Raw genomic sequence first — 16123 nt, forward strand, 5'->3', positions numbered from 1 at the left:
AAGTCCTACGGCGATAAGCCTTACGGCAATCGTTCCGAGGGTAACAAGCCTTACGGTAACCGTTCCGAAGGTGGCAAGTCCTTTGGCAATAAGCAGGGCGATCGTTCCGGTCGACCAGGCGCAAGCCGTGACAAGTCCAGCTCCTCAGCATTTGGAAAGAACTCCGAGGCGGCCTTTGGTAAGGAACGTTTCGGTAACTCGGTGCAGTCAAACTATGCCCGCCCAACCCAGCGTGCTCGGGCCCAGGCTCGCGTCGAAAACCAGGCAAACCGCACCGATAGCCAGGACGGCGTTCGTCTGCAGAAGGCCATGGCTAACGCCGGAGTCGCTTCACGGCGCGTCTGTGAAGAAATGATCACCGAGGGCCGCGTTGAGGTCAACGGCAAGCTCATTGTTGAACTCGGCGCCCGCGTGGATCCGACCAAGGATTCCATCCACGTCGACGGCATGCGTTTGCAGCTGAACCAGACGAACAAGTACTTCGTTTTTAACAAGCCAAAGCACGTGATGTGCACGATGGATGATCCTGAGGGTCGTCGTACCATCGCCGATTACTTCCGTCACGAGCATGCTCAGCTGCGCCTCTTCCATGTGGGCCGCCTGGACTACAAGACCGAGGGTCTGCTGATCCTGACCAACGACGGGGAACTGGCCAACCGCCTGCAGCACCCGAAGTATGAGGTTCCAAAAACTTACCTGGTACAGGTTCCTGGCCCAATTTCGCGCGCCGCGAGCAACGCCCTGCGCGAAGGCGTCCGCTTGGAAGACGGCTGGATCAAGGTTGACGATCTTAAAGTAATCGACACCACGCCGAAGTCCGTGATGGTTGAGGTGACCCTGCACTCGGGTCGCAACCGCATCGTACGTCGTATGTTCGATGCAGTCGGACACCCTGTAGAGCGCCTCGTGCGCGTAGGTATCGGTCCGATCCAGCTCGGCGATCAGAAGCAAGGCGTCATCCGACCTCTGGGTAACCAGGAAGTCGGACACCTGATGTCCATGGTGGGGATGTAACCTATGCCCACTTCTCACCTTGCCGGCCCAGTGCTGGTGATTGGCACCGGACTACTGGGCACCTCGGTGGGTCTGGGGCTGCGCGCTAAGGGCGTAGCAGTTTACCTGCAGGACATTTCGCCGACCGCACAAGCTGTGGCTCATGACATCGGCGCTGGCCAACCGCTGGATTCCGAGGCGCGAGTCGCCCCGGAACTGGTGGTCATTGGCGCTCCGCCAGATGTCACCGCGACATTGGTGGCCGAATCGTTGCTAAAGTACCCGAATTCGACGGTGGTCGACATCGCCAGCGTGAAGGGTTCAATCCTTGACGCGGTGAATGCCGATGTGCGGCTCAGCGACGCAGATCGTGCCCGCTATGTGGGTACACACCCGATGGCAGGACGGGAGAAATCAGGTCCGGCCGCCGCGCGTGGCGCGTTGTTTACCTCGATGCCGTGGGTGATCTGCGCGCACCAGTTGGCCTCCGCCGCGAGCGTGAAAACCGCCGAGGCGTTGGCCATCGATCTGGGGGCGACCTTGCACCGCATGGACGTCACCGACCACGACGAATCGGTCGCGCTGACCAGCCACTTTCCACAGGCTGCCAGCTCGATGATCGCTTCGCGTTTGTTAAACGCTCAAGCCCACCAGTTGGGTTTGGCCGGCAACGGACTGCGTGACATGACGCGCATCGCTGCAAGCGATGAAAAGTTGTGGATCCAGATTTTCTCACATAACGCGAAAGCGTTGATCCCGATCCTTTCGGGTATGAAAGAAGATCTGGACCGGCTGATCAATACGTTGAACAATCCAACGGGCCATGGCGCCTTACTGGATTTGTCGCAATTGATGAGCGAGGGCAACGCCGGGCAGGCTCGAATTCCGGGCAAGCACGGTGCCCCACCGCAAGCTTTCGCACTGGTTACCGTCGTCGTTGATGACAAACCCGGGCAGATCGCGGCACTCGTGGCGGATATCGGCGAGGCAGGTATCAACCTTGAAGATATGCGCATGGAGCATTCCGCCGGACACCAGGTAGGACTGGTGGACGTGTCGGTATTGCCCGGACGGCGCGATGAACTGATCAACGTATTGACGAACAACGGATGGAAAGTAGCCCAGTGACGCACGCAGCTAACCCAACGAACCTTGTCATCGCCATTGACGGACCAAGTGGTTCTGGCAAGTCCTCGGTTTCCAAGGCAGTGGCCCGCGCACTAGGCGCTGCCTATCTGGACACCGGAGCAATGTACCGGGCGATCACCTACTCGGTGCTCGACGCGGGAACTGACCTGTCCGATGCTGCCGCGATAGCTACCGCGGTGCGCGAAGCAAAGCTGGAAATCTCGGTAGATCCGGATCACGAACATGTGGTGATCGGCGATACCGTGGTGACCGACGCGATTCGTGAACCACGCATCTCAGAGCAGGTTTCTGCGGTGGCAACCAATCTGGAAGCGCGTGCTGAGCTGGTCCGCCGACAACGTGAAATCATCGCAACCAACGTGCGCATTGTCGCAGAGGGTCGCGATATCACCACCGTTGTCGCCCCCGATGCAAATGCCCGAATCCTGCTGACTGCTTCCGAAGAGGCGCGCCTGCGCCGTCGCGGAATCCAGCTTGGCGGAACTCAGGACGCTAGCGCGCTTGCATCCCAGGTGCTTGAACGCGATAAGAAAGATTCGACGGTTGTGAACTTTACCCAGGCCGCCGATGGAGTGATTACGGTTGACTCCTCGGACCTGGATTTTGAGCAGACCATCAACGCCGTGCTTGACGCAATCAATACGGCTGCGAAAAAGTAGTACTAACTAAGCCTTAACCGGCGCCCATCCTCGGCGAGAGCCGATGAAGATTCACGTTCCGCCCGCCACCTTGGGCAGGACCTATCGCCTTGAAGGGAATATCATGAGCGACCACAACAACTCCCACGATGGGGAATACATCCCCGTTGTAGACGACGATATCGCCGAGCGCCTAGCCGAACTGAGCGAGGAAGACGCGGAAATCCGTACTCGAGCTCTGCTCTCCGGACTCGATGACTACGATCTGGACGCCGAAGACGCCGCGCTGCTCTCCGGCCTGGATGACGACTCCGAAGATGATGCAGACGTCATCATCCCACCGGTGCTGGCCATCATCGGTCGCCCCAACGTGGGCAAATCAACGCTGGTCAACCGCATCCTCGGTCGCCGCGAAGCAGTAGTGGAAGACGTTCCGGGAGTCACCCGTGACCGTGTTTCCTACTCGGCCGAGTGGCTGGGCCGCCCGTTCACCGTGGTGGACACCGGTGGTTGGGAGCACGACGCGAAGGGCATCCACGCTTCGGTTGCCGAGCAGGCTGAAATCGCTGCAGACGTAGCCGATGCAATCCTTTTTGTAGTCGACTCACATGTGGGCGCTACCGCGACCGATGAGGCCGTAGTGAAGATGCTGCGCAAGAAGCGCAAGCCAGTCTTCCTGGTCGCCAACAAGGTTGATGATTTTAACCAAGAAGCCGAAGCAGCCTCGCTGTGGGGTCTGGGCTTTGGTCAGCCATGGCCAGTTTCCGCACTACACGGCCGCGGTACCGCGGACTTGTTGGACGCGGTGATGGAAAAGCTTCCCGCACATTCGGCCTTCGGTGGAATGATTCCTTCCGGTGGTCCGCGACGTATCGCGCTGATTGGCCGACCAAACGTGGGTAAGAGCTCGCTGCTGAACAAGCTTGCAGGCTCCGAGCGCGTGGTTGTTGACGACTATGCCGGCACCACCCGCGACCCGGTCGATGAGCTTCTGGAACTCGGTGGCGAGGTATGGCGCTTCGTAGATACCGCAGGTATCCGCCGCCGTCAGCACATGGCTCAGGGCTCGGATTACTACGCGTCGCTACGAACCCAGACCGCCTTGGAAAAGGCTGAAGTCGCAGTAGTGCTGTTGGCCGCGAATGAGACCGTCTCCGAGCAGGACGTACGCATCATCCAGCTGACCATCGAAGCCGGCCGCGCGCTGGTGCTCGTGTTCAACAAGTGGGATGAAGTCGACGAAGATCGTCGCTACGTCCTGGAACAGGAAATTGAGCGCGATCTGGCCCACATCGAGTGGGCGCCGCGTGTGAACATGTCGGCGTTGACCGGCTGGCACAAGGACAAGATCGTTGCCGCTCTACACACCTCGCTGGATTCGTGGGATAAGCGCATTCCAACTGGCAAGCTCAACGCGTTCCTTGGCGAGCTCGTCGCGGCGCACCCTCACCCGGTACGCGGTGGTAAGCAGCCACGCATCCTGTTCGGTACCCAGGCGTCTTCGCGTCCGCCGAAGTTCGTGCTCTTCACCTCCGGATTCTTGGATCCAGGCTACCGCCGTTTCATCGCGCGACGTCTGCGTGAAACCTTCGGTTTTGAGGGTACTCCGATCGAAGTTTCGATGCGCATTCGTGAGCGTCGTAGCCGTAATCGGTAACGGTTCGAAAATTACACCTCGTTTGAGGTAGGGTAATTAAGGAGCTTTTCGTAGACGGCACCCTCGCCTTCGGGCGCAGGGATAACGGCTGCGAGAGCATCGGGCTATGGCGCAGCTTGGTAGCGCGCCTGACTGGGGGTCAGGAGGCCGTGGGTTCAAATCCCGCTAGCCCGACCGATTCACGGCCTAGAATTCAACGAAGTTCTAGGCCGTGTGTCCAAATCGCTCGAAACTGTGTCCAAGGTCGATTAAACTTGCCTATATGGCGAGCATTCAGACACGAAAAAACAGCAAAGGTGTCACCACCTCATACCGCGTACGCTGGCGCGAAAAAGGCCAAAAAGGCGCGGATTCATACGAAACTTTCCACACTCTCGTAGATGCGGAAAACTACAAACGCTACCTAGAATTGAACGGCCACGACTCCGCAAAGACGAATCGTGACATACTCCGTGCGGCCTCTAATAGCCCCACAATTGAAGTCGTAGCGCAGTATCATTTGAAGCGACTCACAGACATTACCGTGCACACCATGCACACTTATGAGCGCATGATCGAAAACCATATCGTGGACAAGATCGGCAATATTCCAGCAGACATGCTCTCCGAAGAAGACATGGCCGAATGGGTCATGTGGATGCGTGAGAAGAAGCTAACCCCCAAGACGATCAAGAACGTTCATGGGTTCATCTACTCGATCATGGCCACCGCTATCTACCGCGGGTATCGCGCTGACAATCCATGTGAGCATACGCGCCTGCCAAAGAATGACCACACCGAGGATAAGACGACATTCCTTACCAAGGCTGAGCTGGCACTGATCCTGCGCCACCTAGATAAGCACTTCCACCCGTTCATCCTTTTCCTTGTCGGCACCGGCCTACGCTTCTCAGAGGCGGCAGCACTACAGCCAGGGGACTTCTCTCACGATAAGGATGACTTCAACGTGCGAGTGACCAAGGCGTGGAAGCGTGACGATAAGAACGGGCGTACCATCGGCGTACCTAAGACTGAGCGCGCTCGACGCACCGTGTCGATGGATAAGAACTTAGCTCTCACGATAGCCCCGCAGATCCAAACCTGCGCCCCCGAAGATTATGTTTTCAAAATGAAAGCCGGGGGAGAGATGACCACGCAAGCACTCCACAACAAGGCATGGAAGCCGGCGCTTATCGCAGCCAAGAAAGACGGACTCAAGAAGGCCCCACGAATCCACGACCTGCGCCACACGTTCGCCTCATGGATGCTCACCGGCGACGAGCCCATGTCTATCTTTGACCTCTCTGTGCTGATGGGTCACGAGTCCACTAACACCACATCTAAGGTGTATTCGCACCTCATGCCAGAATCCCGCATGAAGGGCGCAAGGAACATGGGAGCTTCGATGGCAGGGCTATTCACTATCGAGACGCAGAAAGAGATTGACGCTAAAGAATCGCTTGAGGTAGAGCGGTAGACGCTAAAAGACCCCGTTAGAATTTCGGTTCTAACGGGGTCTTTTCTGTTTAACGCTTAGTTCTCGAAAGTTTTGGTGTCGTATTCGAAGCCTGGTGAAGCGTCTAGGGTTATATCTTTCTTGTCAATGACTGCAAAGCCGATTTTGAACTTCACGGTCTTGCCAGCTTTGACGGTGGTGCTAGGGGAGCCGCTTAGCTTCTTCTCGGTGTCAAAGATTTGTTCTGCTTCTTCGCCGGCTGATGATGCGGTGAAGTTTGCAAGGTTGGGGTCGTACGCTTCTTCGGAGTTGTTTGCAATCGTCACGTCAAAGGTAACGAATTTCTTGCCCTCTGGTTCGGTGACGAGCATTAGTCCGACTTCGCTTGGCTTGAAGTCTTCTGGCTTGCTGATGGAAAGCGATACGCCGTTTTCGTAGGTGTATTTGTCGCCGAACTGAAGCTCTTTACTCTCTTCGGCTGCTGCCTCTACCGTTGGGCTTGCTGCTGCGGCTGGCTTTTCAGCTCCACCTTTTTCAATTTCTCCACTGTCGGAGCAAGCGGAGAGTGAGATTGCGAGCGTGGCGGCAATTGCGAGTGATGCAAGTTTTTTCACGGTTTTCCTTTTGGTGGGAGTTGTCGGGCAGAACTTCTAGGCTATCTGGTTGGCTCGCATGGTTTGGTTCATCGTCTGGCTGAATAGGTTTTTTGAAACCAAAACGTTATGGAAATCCGTAACAACTGGCCATTTGTCGGTGCGCTCGGTTAGGGTTAGTGCAACCTCTCAATCGAACATACTTTCGAACAATTGGAGAAGAAGTAGTGCAGGAAAGCACCGACGAGAAAAAGAAGAGCGCCACCCCGTTAGAGGTGACGCTCTCCAAGTTGACCGCAACTGATGTTTACCTCATCTGCGATGCGGCAGGCATTGATCCAATACTACTGATTCAGAGCTAGGGTCATAATCTCTGCTGGATCAAGGTCAAAGGCTTTGCAAATGGCCACATAAGCGGGCATTGGTATTGCGCGTTCACCCTTGAGGTATCGCCCTATCGACATTGCGGTTATCCCGGTTTTCTTGGATACCCACTCATTCGATGGGGCGACACTTTTCTCTGCAATCGCCAGGCGTATCTGCCTAGCAATCTTCTCTGTTGTGTCACTGACTTCTTTAGCCATATGGTTAGTCTACCTCATTTTGGTTAGATAGCAACATTTATGACTACTTTCCTAACCGCTTGCATTGTTACTAACCGTATGGTTAGACTATGGGTATGGACATCAACGAAACGGTCACAGGCCGAATTGAAACGGAGAAGGCAAAGCGCCGTATCCCATGGGTGGCCATCGCGGAAGCAGGGAGCATGTCAGTTGACCAGCTCAAGCGCCGACGTGATGGAAAGGTCAGCTGGGGAGCGAACGAGGTTATGGATATTTCCGAATTCCTCCAAATCCCAGTGCAAGAGTTCTTCGCCGCCGCATAAGAAAGGCCTCCGATGCACGAACATCGAAGGCCAACATTTCAACAATCACCAAATTAGAAAGGTTGTCAAAATGACTACCACCATCGTACCAATGATCGAAACCAGCAACAATGAACTAGTTGTCTCGTCCGAGCAGATCGCAACCGGCGCAGGCGTTGAGCACCGCGCAACCTTGCAGCTGATCAAGGCGAATGAGGCTGAACTTGAAGAATTCGGACAAGTCGCATTTGAAATGCGACTTACCGGCAAGGCCGGTTCGGACATTCGCGTCGCTCTGCTGAATGAACCGCAGGCAATGCTTCTCATGACGTTCCAGCGGAACACTGCCCAGGTGAAAGCGTTCAAGGTTGCATTGATCAAAGAGTTCAAGCGCCTCGCAGAAGCGCAACGCTTCGACCCAGCCACCCTCACCCGCATGGACATCCTCAAAATGGCTATCGAATCCGAAACGCGAGTCCACCAGCTCGAATCAAAGATCGAAGCCGACGCCGGGAAAGTCGCCTACGTAGACGAGCACGTAGACCCGAAAGACGTAACCCTATTCCGCACCGTCTGCCGAAACCTACAAATCAACGAATCAGACCTACGCAAAGCCCTGATCTACCGCCGGTGGATCTACGTATCCAACACGTACATCATGGGTGGCTACACGGTCAAAGAGTACGCCGCACACCATAACTTCCAGGCCTACTTCAAAGTCTGCAAGTACCACAACAAGAAGACCGGCAGTGTGACCAACCGGGAAACCTTGAAAGTCACCCCCGAGGGCGTGGCAGCAGTAACCCGGTTCGTGGAAAAGCTCACCAAAGAATACGGATCAGTTCGAGATGCCCTACCGCATCTGGAAATCAAGTACAACCAGCGCAAAGGAATCGCAGCATGAGTGCCACCGACGACGAAGAGTTCCTAACTCCGGCGCAAGTCGCCGAGAAGCTGAACATCTCCAAAACAACGGTGCTAGCCAAGATCCATAACGGTGACTGGGAGTGCACGAAGTTCTCAGACCGAATCTACCGATTCAGCGCCTCGCAGTACGAAGTAATCAAAATGGGTACCGAATACCGCAAGACCCGAACAAACAAGACGCGACTACGCGCAGCACTCAAAGCAATCAGCTAAGAGTAACCCCGCCCCAAGTCTGGGCAAACAATCACCGCATTATCCCGCTTGTCTTTCGAGACTCGCGTTACCTAGGGAGAACTCTATGTTTTTCAAGGCTGTAGACCGTAAGGCTACTAAGAATGAGATCCGCGATGCACTGTTAGTGCTCGCTACTGATAACGGTGAGGATCTTTCGAAAGCTCGTGCCGACAAGCTGGCGAACAATTTCAAGAAGGGTCACTATGACCCGGACTTGATGCGGATCATTCACTATTCAGATCCGGTAGGCGAAGAAGCGACGGCTTGTGTTGATGCCGATCAGCCGTGGCATGAGTTGTGCCGTAACTGTGCAGATGTTGCACCATTCCACCCCAACGCGGTACGCCGCATACGAGAGAAGGTAACAGCATGAGCAAGTCTTATTCAGAATCCGTAAGAGATATCCTGCGCGCTCAAGTCTATGCACTGAGCACTGGAGACGATGCCAGTTATCGCAAGCGTGTTTATGAGATGAATACCTTGGCTATTGATATGGCGCTTCGTATCGATTCGGCTCTTGAAGAATTTGCCAATCTCAGCTAACCCCAACCCCAAAAGTAAAACCCGCTAGCAGTCACTAGCGGGTTTCGTCGTTTCAAGGAGAAACAAATGAATAACCCTATTGTACCAACCATCGAGCACAACGGTCGCGTCCTCGTGGTCACTTCCGAAACCATTGCACAGGGAGCAGGCGTCCAGCATAAGAACGTCCTAGAGATGATCGCCAAGCACTCTGACCAGATCAATAGGTTCGGACCGATCGCGTTTGAAACGCGACCGCTTCCTGGTGGTGGCAATCCAATCCGGGTTGCCCTGCTGAGCGAGCAGCAATCAACGCTGGTCATGTCGTTCATGCGGAACACTGACAAGGTTATCGAGTTCAAAGTGTCGCTCGTTGATGCATTCTTCAAGATGGCCGAGCGGATCAATAACGCGATGCCACTCACCGAGGATGAGATTGTTCACCGAGCACTTGAGATTCAGACGAACAAGGTTCTGGCACTGAGTTCCAAGCTGGAAGCGATCCAGCCCAAAGCCGATTACGTGGACACGTTTGTTGCTGACGAGGATCTGATTACGTTCCGCACGTTGGCTTCTGACCTTGAGGTTGGTGAGCGTGACCTGCGGGATGCGCTGATTTATTCTGGCTGGATTTATTCGCAAACGAAGTCCCGCTGGTCGAACAGCAAAGAGAAGCTGGTCCCAGTGGCCCGGTACTCAGCGATGGCTGACAAGAAGCAGTACTTCCAAGCCGTGCTCAACCATGATGTTCCCCGGTTTGGTGGCGAGGTCATGCACACACTCAAGGTCACGGCTCCTGGCGCTAGTGCTATTGCCCGGCTGCTTATCCGCCTCGCAAACCAGTACGGCTCATTCGAAGAGTCAATCCTCCCACTCGAAACCCGTTACAACGAAAAGAAGGCTTCCTAATGCGTCTCTACAAAGCTGTTATCACTGACATTCCCGCCGAGGCGAAGGTCAACTTCTGGAAGCATTTCCCGGAGCTTAGTGCTATCGATGATTCGCCGGAAGAGTGGGGTTATTCTACTTGGGATTTCGCGGAAACGCTGATTCAGAATCCCGACTGGAAGCCGATCGGATGGGAGAAGTTCATCAACGAAATGGCAGAACGTGGCGATTGCCAGTGGGCTGTGGATCTCGCAGTTGATAGCTATCCTTTCGTGTGGCCGAACATGGGTGGAATGTTCCAGTCTCGTTCGGCGGCTCGTGCCCGTGCTAAGCGAGCCGAACGTTGGGGCGCGACGGTAACCATCATGGAAGCCGAAGTTAGCGAGTTTGTTCCGGTTGCTGAGGCTAATGCGCGTCGGAAGATTCAGGCGATGAACGAGCGTGCTGATCGGTTGCAGTCGAAAGTTGATCTGATCCGCACACAGTCTGAGTTTGTTGCTATCAAGGCGGGAATCAATGACTTGCCATTCTGATTCTGACGATACCCCTACCGGTTACTGGTTGGAAGTTATCGCCGTCGCATCCGCCTTGTTCATCTGGTCGATCTTCAGCCTGGTCGGCGCATGGGCTACCTGAGATTTGACTTCATCCTCGCCGGACTGTGTTTCGTAGCATTCATGGTTTGGGCACTAATTGAAAGGAGCGCGGCGTGAGCATCAACGACATTCCACTACAGCGCTTGAAAGAAATCCTTGCGTCTGACATGCCACTAACGATCGTGACCACCGAGGCGTTGATTGCCCGCCTCGAACAGGCCGAGCGGGATCTTGTCGTGGTCCGCGAGTCCCAGAAGAAGATAGCTAAGCAATTCGCGGCAATGGGAACTGAGAAGGGTAAGGCTGAGTGGCGTGCCCGCGAGGCCGAACAGTCCGTAGCAAGAGTGCGGGAGGTGGCGACTGGTGACCCAACCGAGTACGGCTGGTCTGAGGCCATGCTCGCCGTACTCCGCGCACTGGACGGTGATAACCGTGGCTGACCGTCTAAAGGTTCGCAGGCTCGGAGGTAAACATTGGGCGTGGTGCGTGGAAAGCAGAAACGGGCGCATCCTACCGGCGCATGGCTGGCTAGCCCGGTTTCACACCCACGCTGAAGCTATTGCCTACGCCGACCGTATGGCACGAACCAACCAAGGAGAAAACTAGTGATCCCGCGTGGCCTATTGCCCGGAACCCCAATCCAATTCGATGACGTGCAGCGAGGCGACATTATCGATACCTACAGCCCAGATAAGGAAGAGCGCAGCAGGTTCCACAAGCGCATGGGACAGAAAGTCGTGAGCTCGGGAGACTTTGGCTGCGACTTCCACACTGACTACGACATGATCTGCATCAACTTGGGGCTGTGGATACAACTACGCCACCGCACCAACCAAGGAGAAACCCGTGAGTAAGCACTTGTACAGGGTGACTATCAATTCCTACCCAACCGAGGACGGGAAGCCGTTCGTGGATCAGTCGGTGGAGTTCTGGCAGAAATGCTTGGACGCGCACTACGACCCTAGCTTGTCCGAACAGCTACCCGCATTCATGGACTGGGACTTCGAAGGATGGATCTACCAGCAGGGCAACAGTTGGTACGAAAACAGCCTCACCCCACCATCTGAAGGCGCCGGCAAGCACGTCCAAACTGACCCGCCAATGATCGTCCCATTCCAGCACCGCAAGCACTGGATGAACGGACACTCAGCACGACTCATGGCGGACCGGCTCCGAGAGTGGGGCTGCATCGTCACCGTAGAGAAATCAAAGCCGATCGAATTCGAGGAAACAGATGCCTAACACCCCGCTAAACCCGGACGCGCTCGAAGCGGCAGCTAAGGCGACGATGGGCATCGTCTATGGAAAATTGCCTGCCGAGGAAATGCACGTAGCTGTAGCTCGCGCCGCCGTGTCCGCTTACCTCGCCGCCGCCCAGTCAGTAGTGAACAGCGTGGAAGAACTCGATGCGTTGCCACATGGCACCGTGATATTCAACAGTCTTGATGAAGCAGTATCGAAGTACGGCGACGACTGGTATTTTCCCGGCATAAAACATCGATTTGCCACCGTCGTATCACTCCCCGCCCGTGTCCTGTACCTGCCGGAGGTGCCAGGTGCCTAGGAAGCCGTACGTCAAGCAAGCCAAAGAGGGTATGGCGCACTGGTGGATTCGACCCTCGGCTATACGCCTATATCTTCATAGGTATTTCCAGGGACAAAGATACTGCCAAGTTGGATCTGGAATCCGCAACCCGCGCATGAAGCCACTACTACACCGAGGGGGTAAGCCATAACCATCCAAGAAATCCTCGAAGTGCACGTGGTTGAAGTTGGGCGCAACGTTTTTACCCGTGAGGAATGGCTCAGATGCAAATGCGGTTGGATCGGCGCACGTGTCCTTTCGGAGGGCTTTGATTGGGAACCAGTGAAGCGTGACCATGTAGCCGAGGTGCTGGAAAAGCACATGCAGGAACGGGAGGCAGATGCACTTGAAAGCTTCGTATCCAGCCAGAGACAGATGTTGGAAGACATGGAGACATTCGCAGACGAGGACGACCGCGACGAAGTAGACAGGTGGTGCTCAATGATAAGCAATCGAGCTAAAGAAATTAGGGAGCTCACCAATGGGCGCTAATGAGAAGTACGAGGCGACTTACCACGGTGGGGAGTATGGGGAGATCCTAGATAGCAGCCGCTTGAATTACGCACTATCAAAAGACCCTGGCAATGGCCGAACAACAGAAGAATGGTGGGCAGTCAAGGATGAAGCGTTCAAGGAATTCGACCGTGCCATCGCCAAGGTCCGCGCCGAAGCGAAAGCCGAAGCGCTCACGGACCTAGTAAACACAAGCCTTGAGACCCGTAAGATATCCAAGTTCCAAGCAGCTTGGATACGCGGACTAGCAAGAGAATACACGCAAGGCCCTCACAAAATTGTGGGGGCCTTCACTACACCCGAAACCAACAAGGAGAACAAAAAATGAGCACCATTGAATCGCTTGAAATTACCAACTTCCAACGTATCAGCGCAGTGAAGATCGAACCAACCAACAGTGTCATCCTGCTATTCGGAAAGAACGCGGCAGGCAAGACCAGCATCTTGGATGCCATCGAAACCGGATTCTGCAAGTTCAACGCAAAATTCATCAAGCGCCCGATCCGAGACGGCGCAGGGCGAGCCGATATCAAGATCAAGCTGACCGATGGCACACAGCTACACCAAAAGTTCACACCGTCCGGCCCCACACTTACGGGCAAGAAAGCGAATGGCGACAAGCTAGGGCAGCGTGACCTTGACCAGGCGTTGAGCGTTCTCGGTGTTGATGCTGCATCGTTCATCATGTCTGGCGAGAAGAAGCAGCTTGAAACGTTGCTGAGTATCGTGGAATTGCCGTTTGTTCCTGCTGAACTTGATTCTGAAATCAAGGCTCTGGAAGCTAAGCGACTATTGGCCGGACAGCAGGCCAAGGTGATCGGTGACTTCGATGTGGACGCGAACATTCCAACCGATGAAGTCAGTCTGAATGAATTGATCATCCAGTACCGCGCCGGACAGGAATCCAATGCACAGCTCGATGCTGCACTTGATGGTGTGGAAGCCGCTACCGAATACGTGACGGTTCTTGAGCGCCAATTGATCAAAGCAAAGGAAAGCTTGAAGACGGCTGGCGAAGTATTGAAAGCCGCCCCTGACCGCGTGGAGCTTGAATCTCTCCAAGCGCAGATCAACAATGCCGAGGCTTCCAACTCGGCTATCCGAGCAAACAACTCGGCTCGTGAACAAGTTGCACGCAAGGACAAATTGCTCAGCGAATGGGCTTCATTCGATGCGCAGATTAAGGAAGTGCAGAAGCGTAAAGCCGATGGACTCGCAACTGCAGAAATGCCCGTCGAAGGACTGTCTTTCGATGAAGAAGGCGTGCTGTACCAAGGCGTGCCGTTTTCGCGGGCATCCGGCGCTGAGCAGATCATTGTCAGCGCGGCAATGATTATCGCCACCGACCCAGAAGTGCGCACGATGGTGATCCGCAACGGCAACGTCATGGATGAGCGCTCATTGCAGGTGCTCCAGTCCATGTGCGAAGAGAACAACTTCCAAGCATTTGTTGAATTCGTGTCTGATTCCGAAGACCACGAGTTCCGACTAGTAGACGGAGAACTAGCGTAATGGTTATCAAGACAGGGGCTCGGGTGGCAACTCCAAAACCGGAGACACCACCCGCAGTCGTATCCAAGACGTTCACCGAACCGAAGCCAGCAAAGGTTGAGAGCCAGCCGGAGCCGGTAAATACTATTCCGGAACGGGCGCTATCCAGTGAGCCAGTGATTTTCGAGAAGATCGAGCAAGGCACTGACGAATGGTTCGAACAGCGCAGAGGGATAGTGACTGCCTCAGTGGTCGGTTTGCTAATCACTACTAAGACTATGAAGCCCGCGAGCAACGAAACTTCGAGAGGACTAACCCGCTCGCTCGCTGCCGAAAGAATTACCGGCTTCGTTGAACCGTCATTCACGTCGCGAGACATGGAACGCGGCAACCTTGACGAACCAATAGCCCGAGAGCACTACAGCGAGCACTATGCCGAAGCGCGAGAAGTTGGTTTCATAACCCGCGAAATCGACGGTTATAAGATCGGCTACTCACCAGACGGTCTTGTTGGTGCCAAGGGGCTAATCGAAGTCAAGTCACGTGCACAGAAAAAGCAACTCGAAACGTTCCTCGAGGATTGCGTGCCACCTGAAAACATGGCGCAAATCCAATGCGGACTCTTGGTCAGTGGCCGCGAATGGTGCGACTACCTCAGCTGGACGGGCGGCATGCCAATGTACGTCAAACGCGTGTACCCGATCCCGGCATGGCAGGAAGCGATCAAGCTTGCTCTGCGTGCGTTTGAAGAAAATGCTGAGGAAATGATCAGCGAATACTACGAGCGCATCACCGGGTTGCCGGCAACTGAGCGCATCGACCACTTTGCAGATATGGAGGTTTGGTAACCATGGACATGACCGAGAGTATTGCCCCGAAGAGTGATCAGCTTAACGCTGAGGATCTTCGCACGGGGCCGCGGACTTTCACTATCGAGAACGTGACGAAAGGTAGTAGAGAGCAACCTTTCAATTTCCATCTCGCGGAGATACCTGGGAGGCCTTACCGCCCCTCAAAATCTATGCGTCGAATCATGGTGAGCGTTTGGGGTAAAGACCCGCTGGCCTATATCGGTTCGCAACTGACCTTGTTTCGCAACCCCGACACTACTTTCGGTCCGGACAAGGTTGGCGGTATCGAGATTAGCCACATGTCTGGTATCGAAAAGCTAAAAAGCATTGTGTTGCCAGCTTCGAAGAATAAACGCAAAACCCACAAGATTGAGCCCCTAACCGTAGCCGCAGTAAACGCAGAGCCAACGATTAGCCCGGATCAGTGGAACGAAATCAACATGGCTGCCACGAACGCCGGTATCGAGAATCCTGCCCAGTTTGCGGCGCAGGTACTTGGCCGACAGCTCAACGGGCCGCATGAAATCACTTTGCACGATTACGCGGTAATCATGGAAAAAATAGGAGGAAACACGAATGGCTGAAATGACAGTGACCGGCAACCTGGCCGCTGATTCCCAGTTGAAGACCACGCCGAGCGGTTCTAACGTGCTGAACTTTCGTGTCATCGAAAACAAAGACCGTAAACGCCAAGACGGCACTTATGAGACTTTGAAGACGCAAGGGTTCAACGTTTCGATCTGGGGATCACTCGGTGAAATGCATTATGAGCGTGGCCTAAAACAGGGCGACCGCGTGAAACTTGTAGGTGAGTTTTGGTCCCGCGATTACGACAAGCAAGACGGAACACGCGGTGTTGCATTGGACTTCACGGCTTGGGGGATTCACCCGTTCGAGAAGGCGCGCAATAAGCCAACACCTCAGCAGAACGTGCCTCAGCAGGGCGGTGGCAACGCGAACACCTATGAGCCTGGCGGGTGGGGCAACCCACCACAAGGCCAGCAAGGCCCGCCGCCTCAGCAGAACAACGGGGGCGGTTGGAATCAACCACAACCGCAACAGCAACCGCCACAACAGCAGCAGCCGACACAGGGTGGAGGCTGGAGCCCGCCACCTGCTAACGATCCTTGGACGCAGAACGCCAACCCCAACGGTGGCTGGGCCAACTAATAGCACCCCACAG

25 protein-coding genes and 1 tRNA gene are annotated in these 16123 nt (G+C 55.0%); 24 read left to right on the forward strand and 2 right to left on the reverse strand.

The genetic code is table 11. From position 1 onward, the window contains the following. The 6 genes from CIK74_RS17140 to CIK74_RS17165 form a co-directional block, all read left to right on the forward strand. Window positions 1–1014 (forward strand): pseudouridine synthase (locus CIK74_RS17140; protein WP_096257592.1); only part of this gene is annotated, 1014 nt, incomplete at its 5' end. Window positions 1015–1017: 3 nt separating this feature from the next. Further along, on the forward strand, window positions 1018–2121 hold the full coding sequence (locus CIK74_RS17145) for a prephenate dehydrogenase (protein WP_096257594.1): 1104 nt from the start codon (window positions 1018–1020) through the stop codon (window positions 2119–2121). Next, window positions 2103–2801: a (d)CMP kinase gene (gene cmk, locus CIK74_RS17150; RefSeq protein ID WP_096257596.1), complete on the forward strand. Its 699-nt coding sequence runs from the start codon at window positions 2103–2105 to the stop codon at window positions 2799–2801. The genes CIK74_RS17145 and cmk overlap by 19 nt, the downstream gene beginning before the upstream one ends. Window positions 2802–2904: 103 nt before the next feature. Beyond that, a complete protein-coding gene (der, locus tag CIK74_RS17155; protein WP_096257598.1) occupies window positions 2905–4437 on the forward strand; it encodes a ribosome biogenesis GTPase Der in 1533 nt (510 codons plus the stop codon). 100 nt (window positions 4438–4537) lie between these two features. After that, window positions 4538–4611, forward strand: a tRNA-Pro gene (locus CIK74_RS17160). A gap of 88 nt (window positions 4612–4699) precedes the next feature. Further along, the gene (locus tag CIK74_RS17165; protein WP_096257600.1) at window positions 4700–5893 is read left to right on the forward strand and encodes a site-specific integrase; all 1194 of its coding nucleotides are present in this window, start codon (window positions 4700–4702) and stop codon (window positions 5891–5893) included. Window positions 5894–5949: 56 nt separating this feature from the next. On the opposite strand, the gene CIK74_RS17170 is transcribed toward CIK74_RS17165, so the two are convergent. Then, window positions 5950–6486, reverse strand: coding sequence for a DUF5067 domain-containing protein (locus tag CIK74_RS17170; protein ID WP_096257602.1), 537 nt, complete (start codon window positions 6484–6486; stop codon window positions 5950–5952). Between the two features lie 206 nt (window positions 6487–6692). On the opposite strand from CIK74_RS17170, the gene CIK74_RS19165 reads away from it, so the two are divergent. Next, window positions 6693–6827: a hypothetical protein gene (locus CIK74_RS19165; RefSeq protein ID WP_256382840.1), complete on the forward strand. Its 135-nt coding sequence runs from the start codon at window positions 6693–6695 to the stop codon at window positions 6825–6827. Here the strand turns inward: CIK74_RS19165 and CIK74_RS17175 are convergent. After that, window positions 6810–7049: a helix-turn-helix transcriptional regulator gene (locus CIK74_RS17175; RefSeq protein WP_096257604.1), complete on the reverse strand. Its 240-nt coding sequence runs from the start codon at window positions 7047–7049 to the stop codon at window positions 6810–6812. The genes CIK74_RS19165 and CIK74_RS17175 overlap by 18 nt on opposite strands. A gap of 95 nt (window positions 7050–7144) precedes the next feature. Between CIK74_RS17175 and CIK74_RS18855 the strand changes: the two genes are divergently transcribed. The 17 genes from CIK74_RS18855 (at window position 7145) to CIK74_RS17250 (ending at window position 16110) form a co-directional block, all read left to right on the forward strand. After that, the gene (locus CIK74_RS18855; RefSeq protein WP_170947929.1) at window positions 7145–7354 is read left to right on the forward strand and encodes a hypothetical protein; all 210 of its coding nucleotides are present in this window, start codon (window positions 7145–7147) and stop codon (window positions 7352–7354) included. Window positions 7355–7424: 70 nt separating this feature from the next. Next, window positions 7425–8237 carry a Rha family transcriptional regulator gene (locus tag CIK74_RS17180; protein ID WP_170947930.1) on the forward strand — a complete coding sequence of 271 codons (813 nt, stop codon included), beginning with the start codon at window positions 7425–7427 and terminating at the stop codon, window positions 8235–8237. Beyond that, complete coding sequence (locus tag CIK74_RS17185; RefSeq protein ID WP_096257608.1) at window positions 8234–8473, forward strand: DNA-binding protein; 240 nt, start codon at window positions 8234–8236, stop codon at window positions 8471–8473. Before CIK74_RS17180 ends, CIK74_RS17185 begins: the two co-directional genes overlap by 4 nt. A gap of 85 nt (window positions 8474–8558) precedes the next feature. After that, window positions 8559–8867, forward strand: a complete 309-nt coding sequence (locus CIK74_RS17190; protein WP_096257610.1) for a hypothetical protein — start codon at window positions 8559–8561, stop codon at window positions 8865–8867. After that, window positions 8864–9037 (forward strand): hypothetical protein, encoded by a 174-nt coding sequence (locus CIK74_RS18860; RefSeq protein ID WP_170947931.1) that lies wholly within the window; start codon window positions 8864–8866, stop codon window positions 9035–9037. Before CIK74_RS17190 ends, CIK74_RS18860 begins: the two co-directional genes overlap by 4 nt. Before the next feature lie 66 nt (window positions 9038–9103). Beyond that, window positions 9104–9925 (forward strand): phage regulatory protein/antirepressor Ant, encoded by an 822-nt coding sequence (locus tag CIK74_RS17195; RefSeq protein ID WP_096257612.1) that lies wholly within the window; start codon window positions 9104–9106, stop codon window positions 9923–9925. After that, complete coding sequence (locus CIK74_RS17200) at window positions 9925–10437, forward strand: hypothetical protein (RefSeq protein WP_096257614.1); 513 nt, start codon at window positions 9925–9927, stop codon at window positions 10435–10437. The genes CIK74_RS17195 and CIK74_RS17200 overlap by 1 nt, the downstream gene beginning before the upstream one ends. A gap of 176 nt (window positions 10438–10613) precedes the next feature. Then, window positions 10614–10940, forward strand: coding sequence for a hypothetical protein (locus CIK74_RS17205; protein WP_096257615.1), 327 nt, complete (start codon window positions 10614–10616; stop codon window positions 10938–10940). 165 nt (window positions 10941–11105) lie between these two features. Further along, window positions 11106–11354: a hypothetical protein gene (locus CIK74_RS17210; RefSeq protein ID WP_096257617.1), complete on the forward strand. Its 249-nt coding sequence runs from the start codon at window positions 11106–11108 to the stop codon at window positions 11352–11354. Then, window positions 11347–11742: a hypothetical protein gene (locus CIK74_RS17215; RefSeq protein ID WP_096257619.1), complete on the forward strand. Its 396-nt coding sequence runs from the start codon at window positions 11347–11349 to the stop codon at window positions 11740–11742. The genes CIK74_RS17210 and CIK74_RS17215 overlap by 8 nt, the downstream gene beginning before the upstream one ends. Then, window positions 11735–12064, forward strand: a complete 330-nt coding sequence (locus CIK74_RS17220; protein WP_096257621.1) for a hypothetical protein — start codon at window positions 11735–11737, stop codon at window positions 12062–12064. Before CIK74_RS17215 ends, CIK74_RS17220 begins: the two co-directional genes overlap by 8 nt. Window positions 12065–12262: 198 nt before the next feature. Beyond that, on the forward strand, window positions 12263–12577 hold the full coding sequence (locus tag CIK74_RS17225; RefSeq protein ID WP_141392987.1) for a hypothetical protein: 315 nt from the start codon (window positions 12263–12265) through the stop codon (window positions 12575–12577). Beyond that, window positions 12567–12926, forward strand: coding sequence for a hypothetical protein (locus CIK74_RS17230; RefSeq protein WP_096257625.1), 360 nt, complete (start codon window positions 12567–12569; stop codon window positions 12924–12926). Before CIK74_RS17225 ends, CIK74_RS17230 begins: the two co-directional genes overlap by 11 nt. Then, complete coding sequence (locus tag CIK74_RS17235) at window positions 12923–14110, forward strand: AAA family ATPase (RefSeq protein WP_096257627.1); 1188 nt, start codon at window positions 12923–12925, stop codon at window positions 14108–14110. Before CIK74_RS17230 ends, CIK74_RS17235 begins: the two co-directional genes overlap by 4 nt. 23 nt (window positions 14111–14133) lie before the next feature. Further along, window positions 14134–14937 carry a lambda exonuclease family protein gene (locus tag CIK74_RS17240; RefSeq protein ID WP_240520580.1) on the forward strand — a complete coding sequence of 268 codons (804 nt, stop codon included), beginning with the start codon at window positions 14134–14136 and terminating at the stop codon, window positions 14935–14937. 2 nt (window positions 14938–14939) lie between these two features. Further along, the gene (locus CIK74_RS17245; protein WP_096257631.1) at window positions 14940–15524 is read left to right on the forward strand and encodes a hypothetical protein; all 585 of its coding nucleotides are present in this window, start codon (window positions 14940–14942) and stop codon (window positions 15522–15524) included. Beyond that, window positions 15517–16110 carry a single-stranded DNA-binding protein gene (locus CIK74_RS17250; RefSeq protein WP_096257632.1) on the forward strand — a complete coding sequence of 198 codons (594 nt, stop codon included), beginning with the start codon at window positions 15517–15519 and terminating at the stop codon, window positions 16108–16110. Before CIK74_RS17245 ends, CIK74_RS17250 begins: the two co-directional genes overlap by 8 nt. The last annotated feature ends 13 nt before the right edge of the window (window positions 16111–16123 follow it).

Origin of the sequence: Glutamicibacter sp. BW77 (assembly GCF_002332285.1) — a bacterium.
Classification (GTDB): Bacteria; Actinomycetota; Actinomycetes; order Actinomycetales; family Micrococcaceae; genus Glutamicibacter; species Glutamicibacter bergerei.